16 protein-coding genes are annotated in these 21437 nt (G+C 60.3%); 6 read left to right on the top strand and 10 right to left on the bottom strand.

Annotated features, from left to right (window positions below):
* Positions 1-11: 11 nt before the first annotated feature.
* The 3 genes from rraA to ppsA all read right to left on the bottom strand — a co-directional run bounded on the left by rraA (position 12) and on the right by ppsA (position 4178).
* Positions 12-503, bottom strand: a complete 492-nt coding sequence (gene rraA, locus K0F88_RS20790) for a ribonuclease E activity regulator RraA (RefSeq protein ID WP_010456528.1) — start codon at positions 501-503, stop codon at positions 12-14.
* Positions 504-624: 121 nt separating this feature from the next.
* A complete protein-coding gene (locus K0F88_RS20785; protein ID WP_094471448.1) occupies positions 625-1614 on the bottom strand; it encodes an alpha/beta fold hydrolase in 990 nt (329 codons plus the stop codon).
* Between the two features lie 188 nt (positions 1615-1802).
* Positions 1803-4178, bottom strand: coding sequence for a phosphoenolpyruvate synthase (ppsA, locus tag K0F88_RS20780; protein ID WP_219096376.1), 2376 nt, complete (start codon positions 4176-4178; stop codon positions 1803-1805).
* Between the two features lie 174 nt (positions 4179-4352).
* Between ppsA and K0F88_RS20775 the strand changes: the two genes are divergently transcribed.
* Complete coding sequence (locus K0F88_RS20775) at positions 4353-5171, top strand: pyruvate, water dikinase regulatory protein (RefSeq protein ID WP_219096375.1); 819 nt, start codon at positions 4353-4355, stop codon at positions 5169-5171.
* Between the two features lie 112 nt (positions 5172-5283).
* On the opposite strand, the gene K0F88_RS20770 is transcribed toward K0F88_RS20775, so the two are convergent.
* Positions 5284-6693 carry a PLP-dependent aminotransferase family protein gene (locus K0F88_RS20770; RefSeq protein ID WP_219096374.1) on the bottom strand — a complete coding sequence of 470 codons (1410 nt, stop codon included), beginning with the start codon at positions 6691-6693 and terminating at the stop codon, positions 5284-5286.
* A gap of 136 nt (positions 6694-6829) precedes the next feature.
* Between K0F88_RS20770 and K0F88_RS20765 the strand changes: the two genes are divergently transcribed.
* Positions 6830-7717 (top strand): DMT family transporter, encoded by an 888-nt coding sequence (locus tag K0F88_RS20765; RefSeq protein ID WP_219096462.1) that lies wholly within the window; start codon positions 6830-6832, stop codon positions 7715-7717.
* A 53-nt stretch (positions 7718-7770) separates the two neighbouring features.
* Here the strand turns inward: K0F88_RS20765 and prpD are convergent, their stop codons facing one another.
* From prpD to K0F88_RS20735, 6 genes are all read right to left on the bottom strand, one after another.
* A complete protein-coding gene (gene prpD, locus K0F88_RS20760) occupies positions 7771-9255 on the bottom strand; it encodes a 2-methylcitrate dehydratase (protein WP_219096373.1) in 1485 nt (494 codons plus the stop codon).
* Positions 9256-9464: 209 nt separating this feature from the next.
* The gene (gene prpF / locus K0F88_RS20755) at positions 9465-10655 is read right to left on the bottom strand and encodes a 2-methylaconitate cis-trans isomerase PrpF (protein ID WP_219096372.1); all 1191 of its coding nucleotides are present in this window, start codon (positions 10653-10655) and stop codon (positions 9465-9467) included.
* A 53-nt stretch (positions 10656-10708) separates the two neighbouring features.
* Positions 10709-13303 (bottom strand): Fe/S-dependent 2-methylisocitrate dehydratase AcnD, encoded by a 2595-nt coding sequence (gene acnD, locus K0F88_RS20750; protein ID WP_219096371.1) that lies wholly within the window; start codon positions 13301-13303, stop codon positions 10709-10711.
* 202 nt (positions 13304-13505) lie between these two features.
* Positions 13506-14633, bottom strand: coding sequence for a 2-methylcitrate synthase (gene prpC, locus K0F88_RS20745; protein ID WP_219096370.1), 1128 nt, complete (start codon positions 14631-14633; stop codon positions 13506-13508).
* Positions 14634-14849: 216 nt separating this feature from the next.
* Positions 14850-15740, bottom strand: coding sequence for a methylisocitrate lyase (prpB, locus tag K0F88_RS20740; RefSeq protein ID WP_008146328.1), 891 nt, complete (start codon positions 15738-15740; stop codon positions 14850-14852).
* Complete coding sequence (locus K0F88_RS20735) at positions 15737-16459, bottom strand: GntR family transcriptional regulator (RefSeq protein ID WP_010456551.1); 723 nt, start codon at positions 16457-16459, stop codon at positions 15737-15739. Before K0F88_RS20735 ends, prpB begins: the two co-directional genes overlap by 4 nt.
* A 299-nt stretch (positions 16460-16758) precedes the next feature.
* Here K0F88_RS20735 and K0F88_RS20730 point away from each other — a divergent pair, with 299 nt between their 5' ends.
* The 4 genes from K0F88_RS20730 (at position 16759) to pabB (ending at position 21372) form a co-directional block, all read left to right on the top strand.
* Positions 16759-17295, top strand: coding sequence for an ATP-dependent zinc protease (locus K0F88_RS20730; protein ID WP_219096369.1), 537 nt, complete (start codon positions 16759-16761; stop codon positions 17293-17295).
* 5 nt (positions 17296-17300) lie between these two features.
* Positions 17301-18836 carry an inactive transglutaminase family protein gene (locus tag K0F88_RS20725; RefSeq protein WP_219096368.1) on the top strand — a complete coding sequence of 512 codons (1536 nt, stop codon included), beginning with the start codon at positions 17301-17303 and terminating at the stop codon, positions 18834-18836.
* On the top strand, positions 18836-19822 hold the full coding sequence (locus K0F88_RS20720; RefSeq protein WP_219096367.1) for an alpha-L-glutamate ligase-like protein: 987 nt from the start codon (positions 18836-18838) through the stop codon (positions 19820-19822). Before K0F88_RS20725 ends, K0F88_RS20720 begins: the two co-directional genes overlap by 1 nt.
* Before the next feature lie 212 nt (positions 19823-20034).
* Complete coding sequence (gene pabB / locus K0F88_RS20715) at positions 20035-21372, top strand: aminodeoxychorismate synthase component I (RefSeq protein ID WP_219096366.1); 1338 nt, start codon at positions 20035-20037, stop codon at positions 21370-21372.
* Positions 21373-21437 lie beyond the last annotated feature (65 nt).

Below are 21437 nucleotides of genomic sequence, written 5' to 3'. Positions count from 1 at the left end.
GGTCTTGCGCTTTATTCAGGCATCTTCAGCGGGCTTGGCGAGATGATCACGCCGTTGTTGTCCGCATAAATGTAATGGCCTGGATGGAAGGTCACGCCCGCAAAGGTCACCGCCACGTTGAGATCGCCAATACCGCGCTTGTCGGTCTTCATCGGGTGGCTCGCCAAGGCCTGAACCCCCAGGTCGGTTTGCGCAATGACGTCGACGTCACGGATGCAACCGTAGATCACCAGCCCTTCCCAGCCGTTATTCGCGGCCTTCTCGGCGATCATGTCGCCCAGCAGCGCACGACGCAGGGAACCGCCACCGTCGACCACCAGCACCTTGCCATTGCCCTTGAGCTCGGCTTGTTCCTTTACCAGCGAGTTGTCTTCGAAGCACTTGATGGTCACGATTTCGCCGCCGAACGAGTCACGGCCGCCGAAATTGCTGAACATCGGTTCCAGCACCTGTACCAGCTCCGGGTAGGCGTCGCACAGGTCAGGCGTAAGGTAATGGTTCATCGAGAAACTCCTGTAAAGAGGAAGACAATCGAGTGTGTCGCAAAGTGACCGGAACAGCTCAATGCGTCATATCTTAGCCTCAAGCCGAACAGAGCGAAATGCCCTTGTTAGAGCATCAGGCTCAGACTGCCGTGGCCAAATTCGGCTTTTCTCCCAGTAAAGGCGTTTGCTGATCGACCAGCCAGCGCGCCACCAACGGCCAGACTTCGGCTTGCGCGGCTTTGCTGACGAGCATTTCAACGTGACCGAAATTATCGCCAAAGCCCTGCTCGCGGCCAAGGTTGATGAATTGCTTGTGTTCGCAACCCACCTGATCGAACAACTTGCGACAAGCCCAGGTCGGGTCCTGGTGATCGCCGGCGGCGCTCACGGCCAGCACCGGCAGTTGAACCTCAGCCAATCCCGCCCACCAGTCCTTGTCCGCATCGCCAAAGCGCCCGAACAGGCCATACCAGCGCATGCTTTCCAGGGCCAGGCCAATCGGCTCGTCCTCCGGGCCGCGCTTGAGCCGTGAACCGGACAGTTGGGCAAAACGCTTGAGAATGAAGCGCCCGCTCCACTCCACCGGTGGAATTTTCAATGGCCAGTAGGTGCGACTGACTTGCGTACCGAAGAACGCCGCAGACGCGACAACAGGCTCGCCGATGTATTGCCCACCCAGTGCCGCCGCCAGTGTGATGCCGCCCAGCGAGTGACCGATCCAGTGAGGAACCTGGCCGCTCTGCTCACGCACGAACGCGCCAATCGCCGGCAGATCGTAACGGGCGTAGTCGGCAACACGGTTCTTGCGGTAGTTCTGATTACGCTGGGACAGACCGTGACCGCGCATTTCGGGAATCCAGACATCGAACCCCAGACGCGCCAGGTAGGCGCCCAGCCCGAGCCCTTTGGGCGAGAACCAGAACCGGCGATTGGAAAAACTGCCGTGCAACAAAATCACCGGCACGCCACGCACGGACGGTTCATCAGCCATGCCAAGGCGCGTTACAGCCAGTTCGACGGTGCCGTCAGGGCTGTTGCCAGGTTTCAAACGATAGACATCTTCGCTCAGATCGCCGCGACGCTCGGCGCTGATCAGGGCGACAGGAAATAGGTTGCTGCTGCTTTGCATAATGCTCTTGCACAAAAAAGGGCGGCTTCCAGAGGAGCCCGCCCTGCTTGAATCTCTAAAAAGACCGCCCCTTGTGGGAGCGAGCCTGCTCGCGAAAGCAGTATATCCGCCGACACCTCTGTTAGATGTCAGTCCGTCTTCGCGAGCAGGCTCGCTCCTACAGGAGAGCGGCCCTTTCACTCACACCATCAAACTGCAGCCTGACCTTCAGCCAGGAAGAACCAGGTTTCCAGTACGGAATCGGGGTTCAGCGAAACGCTTTCGATGCCCTGCTCCATCAGCCACTTGGCCAGATCAGGGTGGTCCGAAGGGCCCTGACCGCAAATGCCGATGTACTTGCCAGCCTTGTTGCAGGCCTGAATCGCGTTGGCCAGCAGCTTCTTGACCGCCGGATTCCGCTCGTCGAACAGGTGCGCGATGATCCCGGAGTCACGGTCCAGGCCCAGCGTCAGCTGAGTCAGGTCGTTGGAGCCGATGGAGAAACCGTCGAAGAACTCGAGGAACTCTTCAGCCAGGATCGCGTTGGACGGCAGTTCGCACATCATGATGATGCGCAGACCATTTTCGCCACGCTTCAGACCGTTCTCCGCCAACAGGTCGATGACCTGGCTGGCTTCGCCGAGGGTACGGACGAACGGCACCATGATTTCGACGTTGGTCAGGCCCATCTCGTTGCGCACGCGCTTGAGGGCACGGCATTCGAGTTCGAAGCAGTCGCGGAAAGATTCGCTGATGTAACGCGAGGCGCCACGGAAACCCAGCATCGGGTTTTCTTCTTCCGGCTCGTAGAGCTTGCCGCCGATCAGGTTCGCGTATTCGTTGGACTTGAAGTCCGACAGACGCACGATGACTTTTTTCGGGGTGAACGCAGCGGCCAAGGTGCTGATGCCTTCAACCAGTTTCTCGACATAGAAACCGACCGGATCATCGTAGCCGGCAATGCGCTTGTCGACGCTGTCCTTGATGTCCTGCGGCAGCCCGGCGTAGTTCAGCAGCGCCTTGGGGTGCACGCCGATCATGCGGTTGATGATGAATTCCAGACGGGCCAGGCCCACACCGGCGTTCGGCAGTTGCGCGAAGTCGAATGCACGGTCCGGGTTACCGACGTTCATCATGATCTTGAACGGCAGATCAGGCATGGCATCGACGGAGTTTTTCTTGATGTCGAAGCCCAGTTCGCCTTCAAAGATGTAACCGGTGTCGCCTTCAGCGCAGGAAACAGTCACGCCCTGGCCGTCTTTCAACAGCTGGGTGGCGTTGCCGCAACCGACCACGGCCGGGATGCCCAGTTCGCGAGCGATGATCGCCGCGTGGCAGGTACGACCGCCACGGTTGGTGACAATGGCGCTGGCGCGCTTCATGACCGGTTCCCAGTCCGGGTCGGTCATGTCGGAGACCAGAACATCGCCTGGCTGGACTTTGTCCATCTCGGACACGTCCTTGATGATGCGGACCTTGCCGGCGCCGATGCGCTGGCCGATGGCGCGACCTTCAACCAGCACGGTGCCGGTTTCTTTCAACAGGTAGCGTTCCATGACATTGGCCGAGGTGCGGCTCTTCACGGTTTCAGGACGGGCCTGAACGATGTAGAGCTTGCCGTCGTCGCCGTCTTTGGCCCATTCGATGTCCATCGGGCACTTGTAGTGCTTTTCGATGATCATCGCTTGCTTGGCCAGTTCGCTGACTTCGGCGTCGGTCAGGCAGAAACGGGCGCGATCAGCCTTGTCCACGTCGATGGTCTTGACCGACTTGCCGGCCGTGGCGACTTCGCCGTAGATCATCTTGATGGCCTTGCTGCCCAGGTTGCGACGCAGGATGGCCGGACGACCGGCGGCCAGCGTGCCTTTGTGGACGTAGAACTCATCCGGGTTCACCGCGCCTTGTACGACGGTTTCACCCAGGCCGTAGGCACCGGTGATGAACACCACGTCACGGAAGCCCGATTCGGTATCGAGGGTGAACATCACGCCGGCGGTGCCGGTTTCGGAGCGGACCATGCGCTGCACGCCGGCCGACAGGGCGACCAGCTTGTGGTCGAAGCCCTGGTGGACGCGGTAGGAAATCGCGCGGTCATTGAATAGGGACGCGAACACCTCTTTGGCGGCGCGAATGACGTTTTCGACACCACGGATGTTCAGGAAAGTTTCCTGCTGACCGGCAAAGGAAGCGTCCGGCAGGTCTTCGGCGGTAGCGGAAGAGCGCACGGCCACGGCCATGTCAGGGTTGCCGGCTGACAGCGTGGCGAACGCGGTGCGGATCTCGGCGTTGAGCTTCTCGGGGAATTCGGCTTCCATGATCCATTGACGGATCTGGGCGCCGGTCTTGGCCAGGGCGTTGACATCGTCGACGTCGAGAGCGTCGAGGGCAGCGTGGATCTGATCGTTCAGGCCGCTCAGTTCCAGAAAATCACGATAAGCCTGAGCTGTCGTGGCGAAGCCACCGGGCACCGATACACCGGCACCTGCAAGGTTACTGATCATCTCGCCCAGGGATGCGTTCTTGCCCCCTACGTGCTCTACATCATGGACGCCGAGCTTATCGAGGGAAACTACGTACTCTACCAAGGTGATCTCTCCACTAACTGTGTTGGAAAAGCTCAGAAGCCGGCTGCTCGGGGGAGCGTTTGCCGGCTGTATGGCCTGGACCTGGAAAATAAGTGAGAATGCGGACCACTGGCGGCCGGCAAATCGCGCCTATCATATCCAAGATTCGTTACTAGCTTAAGGCCCAAGGTGCAAATGAAACGATCTGCTTTCTTTATTTCCGACGGTACTGGCATCACAGCCGAAACCCTCGGCCAAAGCCTCCTGGCGCAGTTCGAAAACATTACCTTCAGCAAATTCACGCGTCCGTACATCGACAACGTGGATAAAGCGCGGGCCATGGTACAACAAATCAACAAAGCCGCCGAAACCGACGGCTTCCGGCCGATTATCTTTGACACCATCGTCAATCAGGACATCCGTGAGATCCTCGCAACGTCCAATGGTTTCATGATCGACATTTTCTCGACCTTCCTGGCGCCGCTTGAACAGGAACTGACCGAGCATTCTTCCTACACCGTCGGCAAATCCCACTCCATCGGCACCAACTCCAATTACATGGAGCGGATCGAGGCGGTGAACTTCGCCCTCGACAACGACGACGGCGCGCGCACGCATTATTACGACAAGGCCGACCTCATCCTAGTGGGCGTGTCGCGTTGTGGTAAGACACCGACGTGCCTGTACATGGCCATGCAATTCGGCATCCGCGCGGCCAACTACCCGCTGACCGAAGACGACATGGAGCGCCTGCAACTGCCGAACGCCCTGCGCGCCCACCAGCACAAGCTGTTCGGCCTGACCATCGACCCGGACCGTCTCACCGCCATCCGCAACGAGCGCAAGCCCAACAGCCGCTATTCCAGCTACGCGCAGTGCGAGTTTGAAGTGCGCGAGGTGGAGAACCTGTTCCGCCGGGAGAACATTCCGAACATCAATTCCACGCATTTTTCGGTGGAAGAGATTTCGGCGAAGATCCTTGTGGAGAAAGGGGTTGAGCGGCGTTTCAAGTAGTTATTGCGCGATAGTTACACCGTCTTCGCGAGCAAGCCCGCTCCCACATTCGACCGAGTCGTGACAGAGGAACACGGTCATATGTGGGAGCGGGCTTGCTCGCGAAGAACGATCACGCGGTCTCCCTCAACGCCCCCACCAACGCTTCAAACCCTTCCAGCAACAACCGATCATCCCCCGCCGAATTACACACACTCGCCCTGATGAACTGCGGCACCGCCCCATGCCCGACCGCAAACGCCTCGGCGGTGGCCACCAGGTAATTGTTCTGTTTGAGCTCCGCCGCAATCTGCGACGCCCGCCACGGCTCGGGCACTTCGATCCAGAAGTGTGGGCTGTGGGGATGAGTCTTGTATCCGACCTCTTCTAACATTGGGCTGACCAAACGCTTGCGGCGACTGATTTCAGCAATCTGCTGCCTCAGCAACTGCTCGGCGATACCGTTTTCGATCCACGCCGTCGCCAGCTCCATCGACAGCGGATTCGCCATCCAGCACGTCCCGCGCACCGCTGCGCTCAGCCGTCCGATCAACGGTTGCGGCGCGTGCAGATAACCCGCACGCAAACCCGCCGAAACCGCTTTGCTCAAGCTGCCGATCAACACCGAACGCTCCGGGGCAAAGTGACTCAAGGGCAACGGACGCTGCTGCGCCAGCACGGCGTGGGCTTCGTCCTCGATGATCAGCAGATTATGTTGGCGACAGACCTCGGCAATCGCCTCACGTCGTGGGACAGACATCACCGCCGCGGTAGGATTCTGGATGGTCGGCGTGCAATACACCGCAGATACCCGATGATGTTGGCAAATCTCCGACAACGCGTCGGGCAGCAATCCCTCGTCATCCATCCCGACGCCGATCAGCTTTATGCCGAGCATGCGGGCGACGCTGATCAGCCCGGGGTAAGTCAACTGCTCGGTGACCAGCGTGTCGCCGGGCTTGAGCAACGCCATCAACACGCAGAGCAAGCCGTGCTGGCCGCCATTGACGCAAATGACCTGCTCGGCGCTCGGTACGAACGCCTGATGCCGAAGCCAATGGGCACCTGCCGCACGATGGCGGGGTAATCCGGCATCGGCCGTGTAACCGCTGATCATCTGCAAGGTGTGCGGATCGCTCGCGAGGGTCTGCAGGCTTTGACTGAGAAAAGCGCCTTCCTGCCCCGGAATCGGCTGATTCCGACTCATATCGAAGTAAGGCTGTGGCTCGTCGCTGACATTGCGAAAGCCGGAATCCCGCGGCCGCTCCATCCCGCGCTGACGCACATAGGTGCCATCTCCTACACGAGCCACGACCAACCCTACCCGCTCCAGTTCGCCATACGCACGGCTGATAGTGCCGATGGTCACGCCCACGCTGTCTGCCAACAAACGATGGGGCGGCAATTTGCTGCCGGGCTCGATCAAGCCTTCGCCGATGCTCTTTTCGAGGGCCTCGGCCAGGCGTTTGTACTTCACGCCGCGCCCCAGAGCCAGGCCTTCGCGTAGAATTGACACCGTTGCAATACTTGTTTTGACAGTCATTTCCATCCCGAATAGCGTGCTTAAAACCGGTTCAATCAGGAATAGACCCATTTGGTAACCGGGTCAATTTCGACGACGAAGGAGCACGATCATGTTCACGGCCCTCAGCGCCTCTTCCAGCATCCGAAAACCCTGGCTGGCCGGACTGGTCACCAGCGTACTGTTCCTGATCGTTTGCCTGAGTTGGGGCACGACGTGGCTGGGCATCAAGATTGCCGTCAAAAGTGTGCCGCCGCTGACCGCCGCCGGGCTACGTTTTCTGATCGCCTTTCCGCTGTTTTTGAGTTTCGCCCTGCTGCGTCGCGAGCCGCTGCTGTTTCCCCGGCAAAGCCGCTGGTTTTTTGTGTTCGTCACGCTGTCGTATTTCAGCCTGCCGTATTACTTGCTCAACTACGGCGAGATGCACGTGTCGTCTGGCCTGACCGCGCTGCTGTTCAGCTGCATGCCGGTGTTCATCCTGCTGTTTTCCGCCGTGTTTCTGCGGGAGAAAATCTACCCCTCGCAAGTGATGGGCATCGCCATCGGTTTTGGCAGTCTGTTCATGATTATCCGCAGCCAGGGGCTGCACCTGGACCAGGCCGAATTCTTCGGGGTGCTGGCGATTCTGGCGGCGGCGGTCATGCATGCGCTGTGTTACGTGATCACCAAGAAGCAAGGCAGTGCGATCAGCGTGATTACTTACAACACACTGCCCATCGGCCTCGCGGGTTTAATGCTGTTTGTGGCGGGGCTGAGCGTTGAAGCGCCAGTGTTCGATGACATCACCACGCGCTCGTGGGGCGCCCTGCTCTACCTGGGGCTGGTGGCGTCGGTGGGCGGGTTTATCGTTTACTTTTTGCTGCTCAAACGACTGAGCCCGATCATTCTGTCGTTTGTGTTCATTATTTTTCCGGTGTTCGCGGTGGTGATTGGCGCGTGGTACGAAGGGCAAAGTCTGAGCCGGGAGTTGATGGGGTATTCGGCGGTGCTGCTGACCGGGTTTGCTGTCACCAAATTACCCGTCGAAAAATGGCTCAAGGGCTGAGCACCTTCCTGTAGGAGCCAAACCGTGGCTCCCCCAGGTTTATGTACATGCGATCAGATGACGAACAGGTCCATAAAGCGGTTGACCGGTGTCGCTTCAAGGGCTGCCTGATCCTTGCACAACGCAAAAATTTCCGTACTGCGCTGGGCGGTAAAGCGTGTCGCCAGGTTGGCCTTGAACTTGTCCTCCAGCAACGGAATGCCAGCGGTACGGCGACGGCGATGGCCGATCGGATATTCCACCACGACCTTCTCGGTGCTGGACCCATCCTTGAAAAACACCTGGATCGCGTTGGCAATGGAACGCTTGTCAGCCTCCAGGTATTCGCGGGTGTACTGCGGGTCTTCGATGATGACCATTTTTTCGCGCAACACATCGATGATCGGGTGCGCCGTGTGGAAGCTGTCTTCGTACTGCTCGGCGACCAGATTGCCAAAGGCCAGCGGCACCGCCGTCATGTATTGAATGCAGTGGTCGCGGTCGGCCGCGTTGGCCAACGGGCCGACCTTGGAAATGATGCGGATCGCCGATTCGTGGGTGGTAATGACGATTTTGTCGATCTCATGCAGACGATTTCGAACCTGCGGATGCAGGGTCACTGCCGCTTCGCAGGCGGTTTGTGCGTGGAATTCAGCGGGGAAACTGATTTTGAACAGCACGTTTTCCATCACGTAGGTGCCGTATGGGCGGGAGAAGCTGAAGGCGCGTTTGTCTTCGGGCTTGAGCGCCAGATCGTTGTTGGTGTGGCTGAACAACACGTCGTAAAAGCCCCACTGTCTGGCCGTCAGCACGCCGGGAATCCCCATCTCGCCGCGCATCGCCATGTCCGCCAGACGCACGCCGCGACTGGACGCATCGCCCGCCGCCCAGGACTTGCGCGACCCGGCATTCGGCGCATGCCGATACGTGCGCAGCGCCTGGCCGTCGGCGAAGGCGTGGGACAACGCTGACAGCAACTGCTCGCGATTGGCGCCCATGAGTTTGGCGGTGACGGCGGTCGAGGCGACTTTCACCAGGATGACGTGATCGAGCCCTACCCGATTGAAGGAGTTTTCCAGTGCGATCACGCCTTGAATCTCGTGGGCCATGATCATGGCTTCGAGCACCGCGCGAACGGTCAGCGGCGCATCGCCATTGGCCAGGCGCTTTTGCGACAGGTGATCGGCCACGGCGAGAATGCCGCCGAGGTTATCGGACGGATGGCCCCATTCAGCGGCAAGCCAGGTGTCGTTGTAGTCGAGCCAGCGCACGATGCAGCCGATGTCCCATGCCGCCTTGACGGGATCGAGCCGGAATGGGGTGCCTGGCACGCGTGCACCGAACGGGACGATGGTGCCTTCCACGATAGGGCCCAGGTGTTTGGTGCATTCGGGGAAGCGCAGGGCCAGCAGGCCGCAGCCGAGGGTGTCGATCAGGCAGTTGCGGGCGGTGTCCAACGCTTCTTTGGATTCGATTTTGAAGTTGAGGACGTAATCGGCAATGTCCTGCAGGACGGTGTCGTAGTCGGGGCGGTTGTTCAGGTCGACGTTGGCGCTCATGTTCGATTCACTCGGTTAGTGGTTCGTTGATGGGACCTCGGTTCAGGGCAATCTCGATTAGTTACAACATGCTTAGTATTGAAACGCAGTCCTGTGGGAGCGGGCTTGCCCGCGATGGCGGTGTATCACCAACTTGGATGCCGAATGTGAAGGCCTCATCGCGGGCAAGCCCGCTCCCACAGGGTTTAGTGTTTATCTCGGGACTTGTGTCAGAACGAATCGCCCGGCACTCGCACGAAGCCTTCCATCAACACCCGCGCACTGCGGCTCATGATGGCTTTGTTGACGGTCCATTCACCGTTCACCTGGCTGGCCTCGGCGCCCACCCGCAAGGTGCCGGACGGATGCCCGAAGCGCACGGCATTACGTTCGATGCCACCGGCCGCCAGGTTGACCAACGTCCCGGAAATCGCTGCAGCAGTACCGATGGCAACCGCCGCCGTGCCCATCATTGCGTGGTGCAATTTGCCCATCGACAACGCGCGCACCAGCAAGTCGACATCACCCGCCGCAATCGCTTTACCACTCGAAGCAACGTAGTCCGCAGGCTTGGCGACAAAGGCCACCTTCGGCGTGTGCTGACGCTTGGCGGCTTCGTCCAGGTCTTTGATCAAGCCCATGCGCAACGCGCCATAAGCACGGATGGTCTCGAACATCAGCAGCGCTTTCGGATCGCTGTTGATCGCACCCTGCAACTCGGTGCCGGTGTAGCCGATGTCTTCGGCATTGACGAAAATCGTCGGGATGCCGGCATTGATCATGGTCGCCTTGAAGGTTCCGACGCCGGGTACTTCCAGGTCATCCACCAGATTGCCGGTGGGGAACATCGAACCGCCGCCCCCCTCTTCTTCCGCGGCCGGGTCCATGAATTCGACCTGCACTTCAGCGGCCGGGAAGGTCACGCCGTCGAGTTCGAAATCACCGGTTTCCTGCACTTCACCGTTGGTGATCGGCACGTGGGCGATGATGGTCTTGCCAATGTTGGCCTGCCACACGCGAACCACCGCCACACCGTTGTGCGGAATGCGGCTGGCATCCACCAGCCCGTTGCTGATAGCGAACGAACCGACAGCGGCCGACAGGTTGCCGCAGTTGCCACTCCAGTCGACGAAAGGCTTGTCGATGGACACCTGACCGAACAGGTAATCGACGTCGTGATCGGCCTTGATGCTTTTCGACAGGATCACGGTTTTGCTGGTGCTGGAGGTCGCGCCGCCCATGCCGTCGATTTGCTTGTCGTACGGGTCGGGGCTGCCGATCACGCGCAGCAACAAGGCATCGCGCGCCGGGCCTGGAACCTGTGCCGCTTCGGGCAGGTCTTTCAGGCTGAAAAACACGCCCTTGCTGGTGCCACCACGCATGTAGGTGGCGGCGATTTTAATTTGAGGTACGTGAGCCATGATGTTCCTTTTAGGATCGAGCGGGACCGCGGGTCCCGCCCGAACTCATCGTGTTAAACGGCAACCGCCGATTCTTCGAGGAAGTCCTGCGCGAAGCGCTGCAACACGCCACCCGCCTCGTAGATCGACACTTCTTCAGCGGTGTCGAGGCGGCAGGTCACCGGCACTTCGACGCGTTCGCCGTTCTTGCGGTTGATCACCAGCGTCAGCTCGGCGCGCGGCGTGCGCTCACCGATCACGTCGTAGGTTTCGCTGCCGTCGATGGCCAGGGTGTGACGGTCGGTGCCCGGTTTGAATTCCAGCGGCAATACGCCCATGCCCACCAGATTGGTGCGGTGAATGCGCTCGAAGCCTTCAGCGGCAATCGCCTCGACACCGGCCAGACGCACGCCCTTGGCCGCCCAGTCGCGGGACGAACCCTGACCGTAATCGGCGCCGGCGATGATGATCAGCGGCTGCTTGCGTTCCATGTAGGTTTCGATGGCTTCCCACATGCGCATCACTTGGCCTTCCGGCTCGACGCGAGCGAGAGAACCCTGCTTGACCTTGCCGTTTTCCTGAACCATTTCATTGAACAGTTTCGGGTTGGCGAAGGTTGCACGTTGCGCGGTCAAGTGATCACCGCGGTGGGTCGCGTAAGAGTTGAAGTCCTCTTCCGGCAAGCCCATTTTCGCCAGGTATTCACCTGCCGCGCTGTCCAGCATGATCGCGTTCGACGGCGACAGGTGATCGGTGGTGATGTTGTCCGGCAGCACCGCCAGCGGGCGCATGCCCTTGAGCGGACGCGCCCCGGCCAGCGCGCCTTCCCAGTACGGCGGACGGCGGATGTAAGTGCTCATCTCGCGCCAGTCGTACAACGGCGTGACTTTCGGGCCGGTGTCTTCGTGGATGGCGAACATCGGGATGTAGACCTGACGGAACTGCTCCGGCTTGACCGAGGCTTTCACCACCGCGTCGATTTCTTCGTCGCTCGGCCAGATGTCTTTCAGGCGGATTTCCTTGCCATCGACCACACCCAGCACATCTTTTTCGATGTCGAAACGGATGGTGCCGGCGATGGCGTAAGCGACCACCAACGGTGGCGAAGCAAGGAAGGCGTTCTTGGCATACGGGTGAATCCGGCCGTCGAAGTTACGGTTACCGGACAGCACCGCAGTGGCGTACAGGTCGCGGTCGATGATCTCTTGCTGGATCACCGGGTCCAGCGCGCCGGACATGCCGTTGCAGGTGGTGCAAGCGAAGGCCACGATGCCGAAACCGAGCTGCTCCAGTTCGGTGGTCAGGCCGGCTTCGTCCAGGTACAGCGCCACGGTTTTCGAACCCGGCGCCAGGGACGATTTGACCCACGGTTTGCGGGTCAGCCCGAGCTTGTTGGCATTGCGTGCCAGCAGGCCGGCGGCGATGACGTTGCGCGGGTTGCTGGTGTTGGTGCAACTGGTGATCGCGGCGATGATCACCGCGCCGTCCGGCATCTGGCCCGGCACTTCGGTCCACTGGCCGGAGATGCCTTGGGCGGCCAGATCTGACGTCGCGACGCGGGCGTGGGGGTTGCTCGGGCCGGCCATGTTGCGCACCACCGAGGACAGGTTGAAGGTCAAGCCGCGCTCGTATTGTGCATTCTTCAAGCTGTCAGCCCACAGGCCGGTTTGCTTGGCGTAGTTCTCGACCAACTGCACTTGCTCGTCTTCACGGCCGGTGAGTTTGAGGTAGTCGATGGTCTGCTGATCGATGTAGAACATCGCTGCCGTGGCGCCGTATTCCGGGGCCATGTTGGAGATGGTGGCGCGGTCGCCGAGGGTCAGCGCGGCGGCGCCTTCACCGAAGAATTCCAGCCATGCACCGACGACTTTTTGCTTGCGCAGGAACTCGGTCAACGCCAGCACCATGTCGGTGGCGGTGATGCCCGGTTGCAGCTTGCCCGTCAATTCGACGCCGACGCTTTCTGGCAGACGCATCCACGACGCGCGGCCGAGCATCACGCTTTCAGCTTCCAGGCCACCGACACCGATGGCAATCACGCCCAGCGCATCAACGTGCGGGGTGTGGCTGTCGGTGCCGACGCATGTGTCGGGGAACGCCACGCCGTCACGCACCTGAATCACCGGAGACATTTTCTCCAGGTTGATCTGGTGCATGATCCCGTTGCCTGGCGGAATCACATCAACGTTCTTGAAGGCCTTTTTGGTCCAGTTGATGAAGTGGAAACGGTCTTCGTTGCGACGGTCTTCGATGGCGCGGTTCTTCTCGAACGCCTCTGGATCGAAGCCACCGCGCTCGACGGCCAGGGAGTGGTCGACGATCAACTGCGTCGGCACCACCGGGTTCACTTGCGCCGGGTCGCCACCTTGCAGGGCGATGGCGTCACGCAGGCCGGCGAGGTCGACCAGCGCGGTCTGGCCGAGGATGTCGTGGCACACCACGCGAGCCGGGAACCACGGGAAGTCGAGGTCGCGTTTGCGCTCGATGAATTGCTTCAGGGATTCGGTGAGCGTGGCCGGGTCGCAGCGACGCACCAGGTTTTCCGCCAGCACGCGAGAGGTGTACGGCAGAGTGTCGTAGGCGCCAGGCTGGATGGCCTCGACAGCCGCACGGACGTCGAAGTAATCCAGATGGCTGCCGGGCAGCGGTTTACGGAATTCAGTGTTCATCGTCAGGACTCGGTCACGGTAGTTTCAAAGGGTGGGGCCAGACATCCGGTTTGAATTCAACACGTCCCCTGTGGGAGCGGGCTTGCCCGCGATTGCGGTGGGTCAGGCGACATTTATGTCGAATGTGACTCCGTCATCGCGGGCAAGCCCGCTCCCACAGGAATTTGCATTACTTTCAAATCCCTGCGTCGGCTTTCACCATTCAGCGTTGTTCGATTGGCACGAACTTGCGCTGTTCGACGCCGACGTACTCGGCGCTCGGGCGGATGATGCGGTTGTTGGCACGTTGTTCGAACACATGGGCCGCCCAGCCGGTCAGGCGCGAGCAGACGAAGATCGGTGTGAACAACTTGGTCGGAATGCCCATGAAGTGGTACGTCGACGCATGGTAGAAGTCAGCGTTCGGGAACAGTTTCTTCTGCTCCCACATGGTGGCGTCGATGGCTTCGGAAACCGGGAACAGCACGGTATCGCCCACTTCATCAGCGAGTTTTTTCGACCAGCCCTTGATCACCTCGTTGCGCGGATCGTTGTCCTTATAGATCGCGTGACCGAAGCCCATGATCTTGTCCTTGCGCGCCAGCATGCCGAGGGTGCCCTCGACCGCCTCTTGCGGCGAGCTGAAGCGCTCGATCATTTCCATCGCCGCTTCGTTGGCGCCGCCATGCAGCGGACCACGCAGCGAGCCGATGGCGGCCGTGACGCAGGAATACATGTCCGACAGCGTCGAGGCGCATACCCGTGCGGTGAAGGTCGAGGCGTTGAACTCGTGTTCCGCGTAGAGGATCAGCGAAACGTTCATCACTTTGACGTGCAATTCGCTCGGCTTCTTGTCGTGCAGCAGGTGCAGGAAGTGGCCGCCGATGGATTGCTCGTCGCTCACACAGCTGATGCGTTTGCCGTCATGGCTGAAGCGATACCAGTAGCACATGATCGCCGGGAACGCGGCCAGCAGGCGGTCGGTCACGTCGTGTTGTTCGGAGAAGTCTTTCTCCGGTTCGATGTTGCCCAGGAACGAGCAACCGGTGCGCATCACGTCCATCGGGTGGGCGTCGGCGGGGATGCGTTCCAGCACTTCTTTCAGCGCTTGCGGCAGGTCGCGCAGCTTGCCCAGTTTGCTGATGTAAGCAGCGAGTTGTGCCTTGGTCGGCAGTTCGCCGTAAAGCAGCAGGTAGGCGACTTCTTCGAATTGTGCGTCAGCCGCCAGTTCGCGAACGTCGTAGCCGCGATAGGTCAGGCCGGCGCCCGATTGGCCCACGGTGGACAGAGCGGTTTGCCCGGCAACCTGGCCACGGAGCCCGGCGCCACTGAGTACTTTTGCTTCGGCCATTGCTGTCTCCAGTTTTTGAATTTGTTAGGGAACCTGCAATTTCTACACGGTTATCTTGATTCTGTAGCAGCTGCCAAGCATCGCGAGGCTGCGTTCGGTTCGGGCCGCGTTCGGACGAAGCAGTGGTAAACCTGCACGCGATCGCCTGGCTTGGCCTGGCGAGTCCTTCGGCCTCGAACGCAGCCTCGCGATGCTCGGCAGCTGCTACATAAACCTTTACTTCTTCGCGGCGAACAACGCATCGAGCTTCTGCTCGAAGGTGTGGTAGTCGATGCGATCGTAAAGCTCCATGCGGGTCTGCATGGTGTCGATGACGTTCTGTTGCGTGCCGTCGCGGCGGATTGCGGTGTAGACGTTTTCCGCCGCCTTGTTCATGGCGCGGAAAGCGGACAGCGGGTACAGCACCAGTGACACGTCGGCAGCGGCGAGTTGCTCGGTGGTGTACAGCGGCGTCGCGCCGAATTCGGTGATGTTGGCCAGGATCGGCGCTTTCACGCGGCTGGCGAACAGCTTGTACATGTCCAGTTCGGTGATGGCTTCCGGGAAGATCATGTCGGCGCCGGCCTCGATGCACGCGGCAGCGCGATCCAAAGCAGATTCCAGACCTTCCACTGCGAGGGCGTCGGTGCGAGCCATGATCACGAAGCTGTCATCGGTGCGTGCATCGACGGCGGCCTTGATCCGGTCGACCATTTCCTGCAGCGACACGATCTCTTTATTAGGACGGTGACCGCAGCGCTTGGCGCCAACCTGGTCTTCGATGTGAATCGCCGCCGCGCCGAACTTGATCATCGACTTGACGGTGCGCGCGACGTTGAACGCCGAGGAACCGAAACCGGTGTCCACGTCCACCAGCAGCGGCAGGTCGCAAACGTCGGTAATGCGACGCACATCGGTCAGCACGTCATCCAGGCCGGTGATGCCCAGGTCCGGCACGCCGAGGGAGCCGGCAGCCACCCCGCCACCCGACAGGTAAATAGCCTTGAAACCGGCGCGCTTGGCCAGCAGCGCGTGGTTGGCGTTGATCGCGCCGACCACTTGCAGCGGATGTTCGCTGGCGACCGCATCGCGGAAACGCTGGCCTGGAGTGCTCTTGTTGGAACTCATGACTCACCTCGTTCAGTGGCTGTCTGGTTAGCGCCGTCCTGGTAGTGACGGGCGATATTGCGTTTGGAGGCGCCGATGTGACGGCGCATCAACAACTCGGCTAGCTCACCGTCACGGTCGGCGATGGCGTCGAGAATTCGGTGGTGTTCGGCAAAGGCCTGGTGCGGGCGATTGGGTGTGGTGGAAAACTGGATGCGGTACATGCGCACCAGCTGATAGAGCTCGCCGCAGAGCATTTGCGTCAGGGTGCGGTTGCCGCTGCCCTGGATGATCCGGTAGTGGAAGTCGAAGTCGCCTTCCTGCTGGTAATAGCCAACGCCGGCCTGAAACGCCTCATCGCGCTCGTGGGTTTCGAGGACCCGGCGCAGTTCGTCGATTTCTTCGACAGTCATGCGCTCGGCCGCCAGACGACAGGCCATGCCTTCGAGGGATTCGCGAATTTCGTAGAGTTCCAGCAGCTCGGCATGGCTCAACGAAACCACCCGCGCCCCGACGTGCGGCACGCGAACCAGCAAACGCTGGCCTTCCAGGCGATGGATCGCCTCGCGCAGCGGTCCGCGGCTGATGCCATAGGTGCGGGCCAGCTCCGGCTCGGAGATCTTGCTGCCCGGCGCGATCTCGCCTTTGACGATGGCCGCCTGAATGCGGCGGAAGACGTTTTCGGAAAGCGTCTCCGACTCGTCTTGCGTAACCACCGGGGGATCGAGTTGATCCAGCATATTGTCGACACCTTGAAAGCCAATGCCGCAAAAACTAGCGAATACAGGCGCAACAGTCAAAGGATAAATAGGTATTGTCGACAATCGTCTAATAACCGACTGCACCACAACGAAGCAGCCCCTCTGTTTATAGCCCCCCGCCAGCGCTGGCGCCATCAACCCACCGTGCTAGAATGCCGCCCGCATTTGTTTGTGACATCTGCACTGCTTGTCATAAATAGTTGATAGGCATACGAGGGAGCTTGCGCAGCGATGCCAGGGCCTTGAATCGAAGTACGGACCGCTGCGCACCAGGATTTATGAGACTCAAGCCCTTCCCGACATTCCTTTATATTCTTTGCCTGCCCGGTTTCGCCGTGGCGGGGGAAAAGACCGTGTACGGCCTCAACGAGTACGCGTCCCTGGACGGCATTAACCTTGAAGTCGCCGCCAAACTCGACACTGGGGCGAAAACAGCGTCCCTGAGTGCTCGCGACATCAAACGTTTCAAACGCAATGGCGAGTCCTGGGTGCGCTTCTATCTGGCCATCGACGCCGCGCATTCGCACCCCATCGAACGGCCTCTGGCCCGCGTCAGCAAGATCAAGCGTCGTGCCGGCGACTACGACCCGGATGAAGGCAAGAAGTACACCGCCCGTCCGGTGATCGAGCTGGATATCTGCATGGGTTCGGCTTTACGCAGCATCGAAGTGAACCTAACTGACCGTAGTGCCTTCCAATATCCGCTCTTGATCGGCTCCGAAGCGCTGAAACGCTTCGACGCGCTGGTCGACCCCAGTCTTAAATACGCTGCTGGCAAACCCGCCTGCGCCACCGACGCACATACCGCAGAGTAATTCCAATGCGCTCTCTTACCCTCCATCTGAAACTGCTGATCGCCATCCTGGTGGTGCTGGGCATTTCAGTTACGGCCTATCAGATTTTCGTGCTCGGTATTCCCGTGACCGAGGACGCCACCGACGACTTGTGGAACATCGACGCCAAGGTCGAGTTCGTCGCCAGTGCCAAAGACCCGGTCAAGATCCAGATGTTCGTGCCGCCGCTGAGCCGCGATTACGTCAGCCTCAACGAGAGCTTCATTTCCAATAACTACGGCGTGGCCGTGAACCGCGTCGACGGCAACCGCAAGGTCACCTGGTCGGCGCGCCGGGCCAAGGGCAATCAGACCCTTTATTACCGTCTGGTGCTGACCAAGCGCTACACCGGCGAAAAATCCAAGGTCAAGGGCCCGACCTTCCGCGACAGCATCGCCGTCGAAGGCGCAGAAAAAATCGCCGCCGAAGCCCTGCTCGCGCCGATCCGCCAACACTCGGCCGACGTCGAAACCTTCATCGGCGAAGCCATCAAGCGTGTCAACAATCTCAACGACGACAATGTGAAGCTGTTGCTGGGCGGCGATCCGTCCCCCGGGCACAAGGCGAAAATCGTCGAGCTGGTGCTGTCCATCGCCCACGTGCCGGTGGAAAAGGTCCACACCATTCGTCTGGTGGCCGACCAGCCGCAAACACCGGAACTCTGGCTGCGCAGCTTCAACGGCACCGACTGGCTGTACTTCAACCCGGAAACCGGCGAACAAGGCCTGCCGACCGACCGCCTGCTGTGGTGGACCGGCGACGAAAACCTGATCACCGTCGATGGCGGCAAGAAAGCCAACGTGACGTTCAGCCTGAACAACAGCGAAATGAACGCGATTCGCCTGGCCAAGCTGACCGACGAAAACACCGACGCCAACTTCCTCGAATACTCGCTGTACGGTTTGCCGCTGCAAACCCAGCAGACCTTCATGATCATGGTGATGATCCCCATCGGCGTGCTGGTGATCCTGATCCTGCGTAACCTGATCGGCTTGCAGACCCTCGGCACCTTTACCCCGGTGCTGATCGCCCTCGCCTTCCGCGAAACCCAGCTCGGCTTCGGCATCGTGCTGTTCACGATCATCACGGCGCTGGGACTTTCGCTGCGCTCCTACCTTGAACACTTGAAGTTGCAGATGCTGCCGAGGCTGTCGGTGGTGCTGACCTTTGTGGTGGTGCTGATCGCGGCGATCAGCCTGTTCAGCCATAAACTTGGCCTGGAACGCGGGCTGTCGGTGGCGCTGTTCCCGATGGTGATTCTGACCATGACCATCGAACGCCTGTCGATTACCTGGGAAGAACGCGGTTCCGGCCATGCAATGAAAGTGGCAATCGGTACGCTGTTTGCCGCCTCCCTGGCGCACCTGATCATGAGCGTGCCGGAGCTGGTGTACTTCGTGTTCACCTTCCCGGCAATCCTGCTGATTCTGGTGGGCTTCATGCTGGCGATGGGTCGTTATCGCGGTTACCGCCTGACCGAACTGGTGCGTTTCAAGGCTTTCCTGAAGAAGGCTGACGCCTGATGTTCGGCTTCTGGAAGACCTGGAAGGCCCTGGAAGCCCGGGGCATCATGGGGATCAATCGGCGTAACGCGGACTACGTGCTCAAGTACAACAAGCGCAGCCTGTACCCGATTGTCGATGACAAGATCATCACCAAGGAACGCGCGATCGCCGCCGGCATTCATGTGCCGGAGCTGTACGGCGTGATCTCCACCGAGAAGGAAATCGATAACCTCGACAAGATCATCGACGGGCGCACCGACTTCGTGATCAAACCGGCCCAGGGTGCGGGCGGCGACGGCATCATTGTGGTTGCCGACCGTTTCGAGGGCCGTTATCGCACGGTGTCCGGCAAGATCATCAGTCATGAGGAGATCGAGCACCATGTCTCCAGCATCCTCACCGGCCTGTATTCCCTGGGCGGCCACCGTGACCGCGCACTGATCGAATACCGCGTGATCCCGGACCAGATCTTCAAAAGCATCAGCTACGAAGGCGTCCCGGACATTCGCATCATCGTGTTGATGGGCTACCCGGTGATGGCGATGTTGCGCCTGCCGACGCGCCAGTCCGGCGGCAAGGCCAACCTGCACCAGGGCGCCATCGGCGTCGGCGTCGACCTCGCGACCGGGCAGACATTGCGCGGCACCTGGCTGAACAACATCATCACCAAACACCCGGACACCACCAACGCGGTGGACGGCGTGCAACTGCCCTACTGGGACGGTTTCATGAAACTCGCTGCCGGTTGTTATGAGCTGTGCGGGCTGGGCTACATCGGTGTCGACATGGTGCTCGACCAGGAAAAGGGCCCGCTGATTCTTGAGCTTAATGCCCGGCCCGGGTTGAATATCCAGATTGCCAACGATTGCGGCCTGACGCTGCGCACCCATGCGGTTGAAGCGCGGTTGGAAGAGTTGAAGGCTCGCGGGGTTGTTGAGACGGTTCAGGAGCGGGTTGAGTTTGTCCAGGAGATGTTTGGGCATATTCCTGCGGTTGAGGGTTGATCCGATACTGAGTTGCTGCCATCGCGGGCAAGCCCGCTCCCACAGGGATTGTGCAAAACTTGTGGGAGCGGGCTTGCCCGCGAAGACTGACTAGCAGCACCAAACCTCTCAACTCTGCCCCCAATCTACCAATCCCCGACATCCCCTCTAGGAGCAAATCCTGCAGAGGACTACAATCGCCCCCCCGCCTCGATGGCTGATCTGCCCCGCCCATGTTGACCTGTTCCGTACACCCGCTGCCCTATCGCGCCAACCCCGCCGACTACTTCGCGGCGATTCGTCTTGCTCCCGGTGCCGTGCTGCTCGACAGCGGCCGGCCCACCGCTGATCGCGGGCGTTATGACCTGCTCAGCGCCTGGCCGCTGGAGCAAATAGCGGTATTGCCTGACGAAAGTGGCAGCGATTTCCTGCAACGCCTTCGCGACCATCTGGCACGACTGGGTGAAGCAGCGGTTCCCGATGAACTGCCGTTCGCCGGCGGCCTGATCGGTTATCTGAGTTATGACTTCGGACGGCATCTTGAACACCTGCCGAGCCAGGCGCAGGACGACCTGCAATTGCCGGATGCGCGTTTCGGGCTGTACGACTGGGCATTGATCAGCGATCACCACCTGGCCACCAGTCAATTGGTGTTCCACCCGACACTGATCGACAGCGAGCGCCAGCGCCTGATCGCCTTGTTCAGTCAGCCTGCGGTTGAACCGATCGAGCCGTTCAAATTGAAAGCCCCGATGAAAGCCGACCTGAGCGCTGACGAGTATCGCCAAGCGCTTGAGCGCATTCAGCAGTACATCCAGGCCGGCGATTGCTACCAGGTCAACTTCGCCCAGCGCTTTCGTGCGCAATGTGTGGGTGATCCGTGGGCCGCGTATGTCGCGCTGCGGGCCGCGTGCCCGACACCGTTTTCCGGTTTCCAGAGCTTGCCCGACGGCGGCGCGGTGTTGAGCCTGTCCCCTGAGCGCTTCGTCAAAGTCAGTGAACGTCATGTGGAAACCCGCCCGATCAAAGGCACCCGCCCGCGCGGCCTGACGGCTGCCGAAGACGCTGCGAACGCCGCCGAACTGCTGGCCAGTCCCAAGGACCGTGCGGAGAACCTGATGATCGTCGACCTGCTGCGCAACGACCTCGGCCGCACCTGCCGCATCGGCTCGGTGCGGGTGCCGGAGTTGTTCAGTCTGGAAAGCTATCCGAATGTGCATCACCTGGTGAGCAGCGTGACCGGCGAACTGGCGGATGACCGGGATGCCCTGGACCTGATCGCCGGCAGTTTCCCGGGCGGATCGATCACCGGTGCACCGAAGATTCGTGCCATGCAGATTATCGACGAGCTGGAGCCGACCCGACGTGGGTTGTATTGCGGTTCGTTGCTGTATCTGGATGTGCGCGGCGAGATGGACAGCTCCATCGCGATTCGCAGCTTGCTGGTCAAGGATGGGCAGGTGTGCTGCTGGGGCGGCGGCGGGATTGTCGCGGACTCGGAGTGGCAGGCCGAATATCAGGAGTCGATTACCAAGGTTAAGGTCCTGCTCGATACCCTGCAAAACCTTTGATTCCGGGCTTTTGTGGCGAGGGAGCTTGCGCCCGCCGGGGTGCGAAGCGCCCCCAAAATCTTTGC

The sequence above is a fragment of the Pseudomonas sp. UMAB-40 genome (genome assembly GCF_900095275.1).
Taxonomy (GTDB): domain Bacteria; phylum Pseudomonadota; class Gammaproteobacteria; order Pseudomonadales; family Pseudomonadaceae; genus Aquipseudomonas; species Aquipseudomonas mandelii_B.
This window is presented reverse-complemented; position numbering and strand designations above follow the sequence as displayed.

Bases quoted from the DNA above. Each gene is read 5' to 3' on its own strand.
- rraA (WP_010456528.1), bottom strand. From the start codon at position 503: ATGAACCATTACCTTACGCCTGACCTGTGCGACGCCTACCCGGAGCTG.
- K0F88_RS20785 (WP_094471448.1), bottom strand. From the start codon at position 1,614: ATGCAAAGCAGCAGCAACCTATTTCCTGTCGCCCTGATCAGCGCCGAG.
- K0F88_RS20775 (WP_219096375.1), top strand. From the start codon at position 4,353: ATGAAACGATCTGCTTTCTTTATTTCCGACGGTACTGGCATCACAGCC.
- K0F88_RS20770 (WP_219096374.1), bottom strand. From the start codon at position 6,693: ATGACTGTCAAAACAAGTATTGCAACGGTGTCAATTCTACGCGAAGGC.
- prpD (WP_219096373.1), bottom strand. From the start codon at position 9,255: ATGAGCGCCAACGTCGACCTGAACAACCGCCCCGACTACGACACCGTC.
- prpF (WP_219096372.1), bottom strand. From the start codon at position 10,655: ATGGCTCACGTACCTCAAATTAAAATCGCCGCCACCTACATGCGTGGT.
- acnD (WP_219096371.1), bottom strand. From the start codon at position 13,303: ATGAACACTGAATTCCGTAAACCGCTGCCCGGCAGCCATCTGGATTAC.
- prpC (WP_219096370.1), bottom strand. From the start codon at position 14,633: ATGGCCGAAGCAAAAGTACTCAGTGGCGCCGGGCTCCGTGGCCAGGTT.
- prpB (WP_008146328.1), bottom strand. From the start codon at position 15,740: ATGAGTTCCAACAAGAGCACTCCAGGCCAGCGTTTCCGCGATGCGGTC.
- K0F88_RS20735 (WP_010456551.1), bottom strand. From the start codon at position 16,459: ATGCTGGATCAACTCGATCCCCCGGTGGTTACGCAAGACGAGTCGGAG.
- K0F88_RS20730 (WP_219096369.1), top strand. From the start codon at position 16,759: ATGAGACTCAAGCCCTTCCCGACATTCCTTTATATTCTTTGCCTGCCC.
- K0F88_RS20725 (WP_219096368.1), top strand. From the start codon at position 17,301: ATGCGCTCTCTTACCCTCCATCTGAAACTGCTGATCGCCATCCTGGTG.
- K0F88_RS20720 (WP_219096367.1), top strand. From the start codon at position 18,836: ATGTTCGGCTTCTGGAAGACCTGGAAGGCCCTGGAAGCCCGGGGCATC.
- pabB (WP_219096366.1), top strand. From the start codon at position 20,035: ATGTTGACCTGTTCCGTACACCCGCTGCCCTATCGCGCCAACCCCGCC.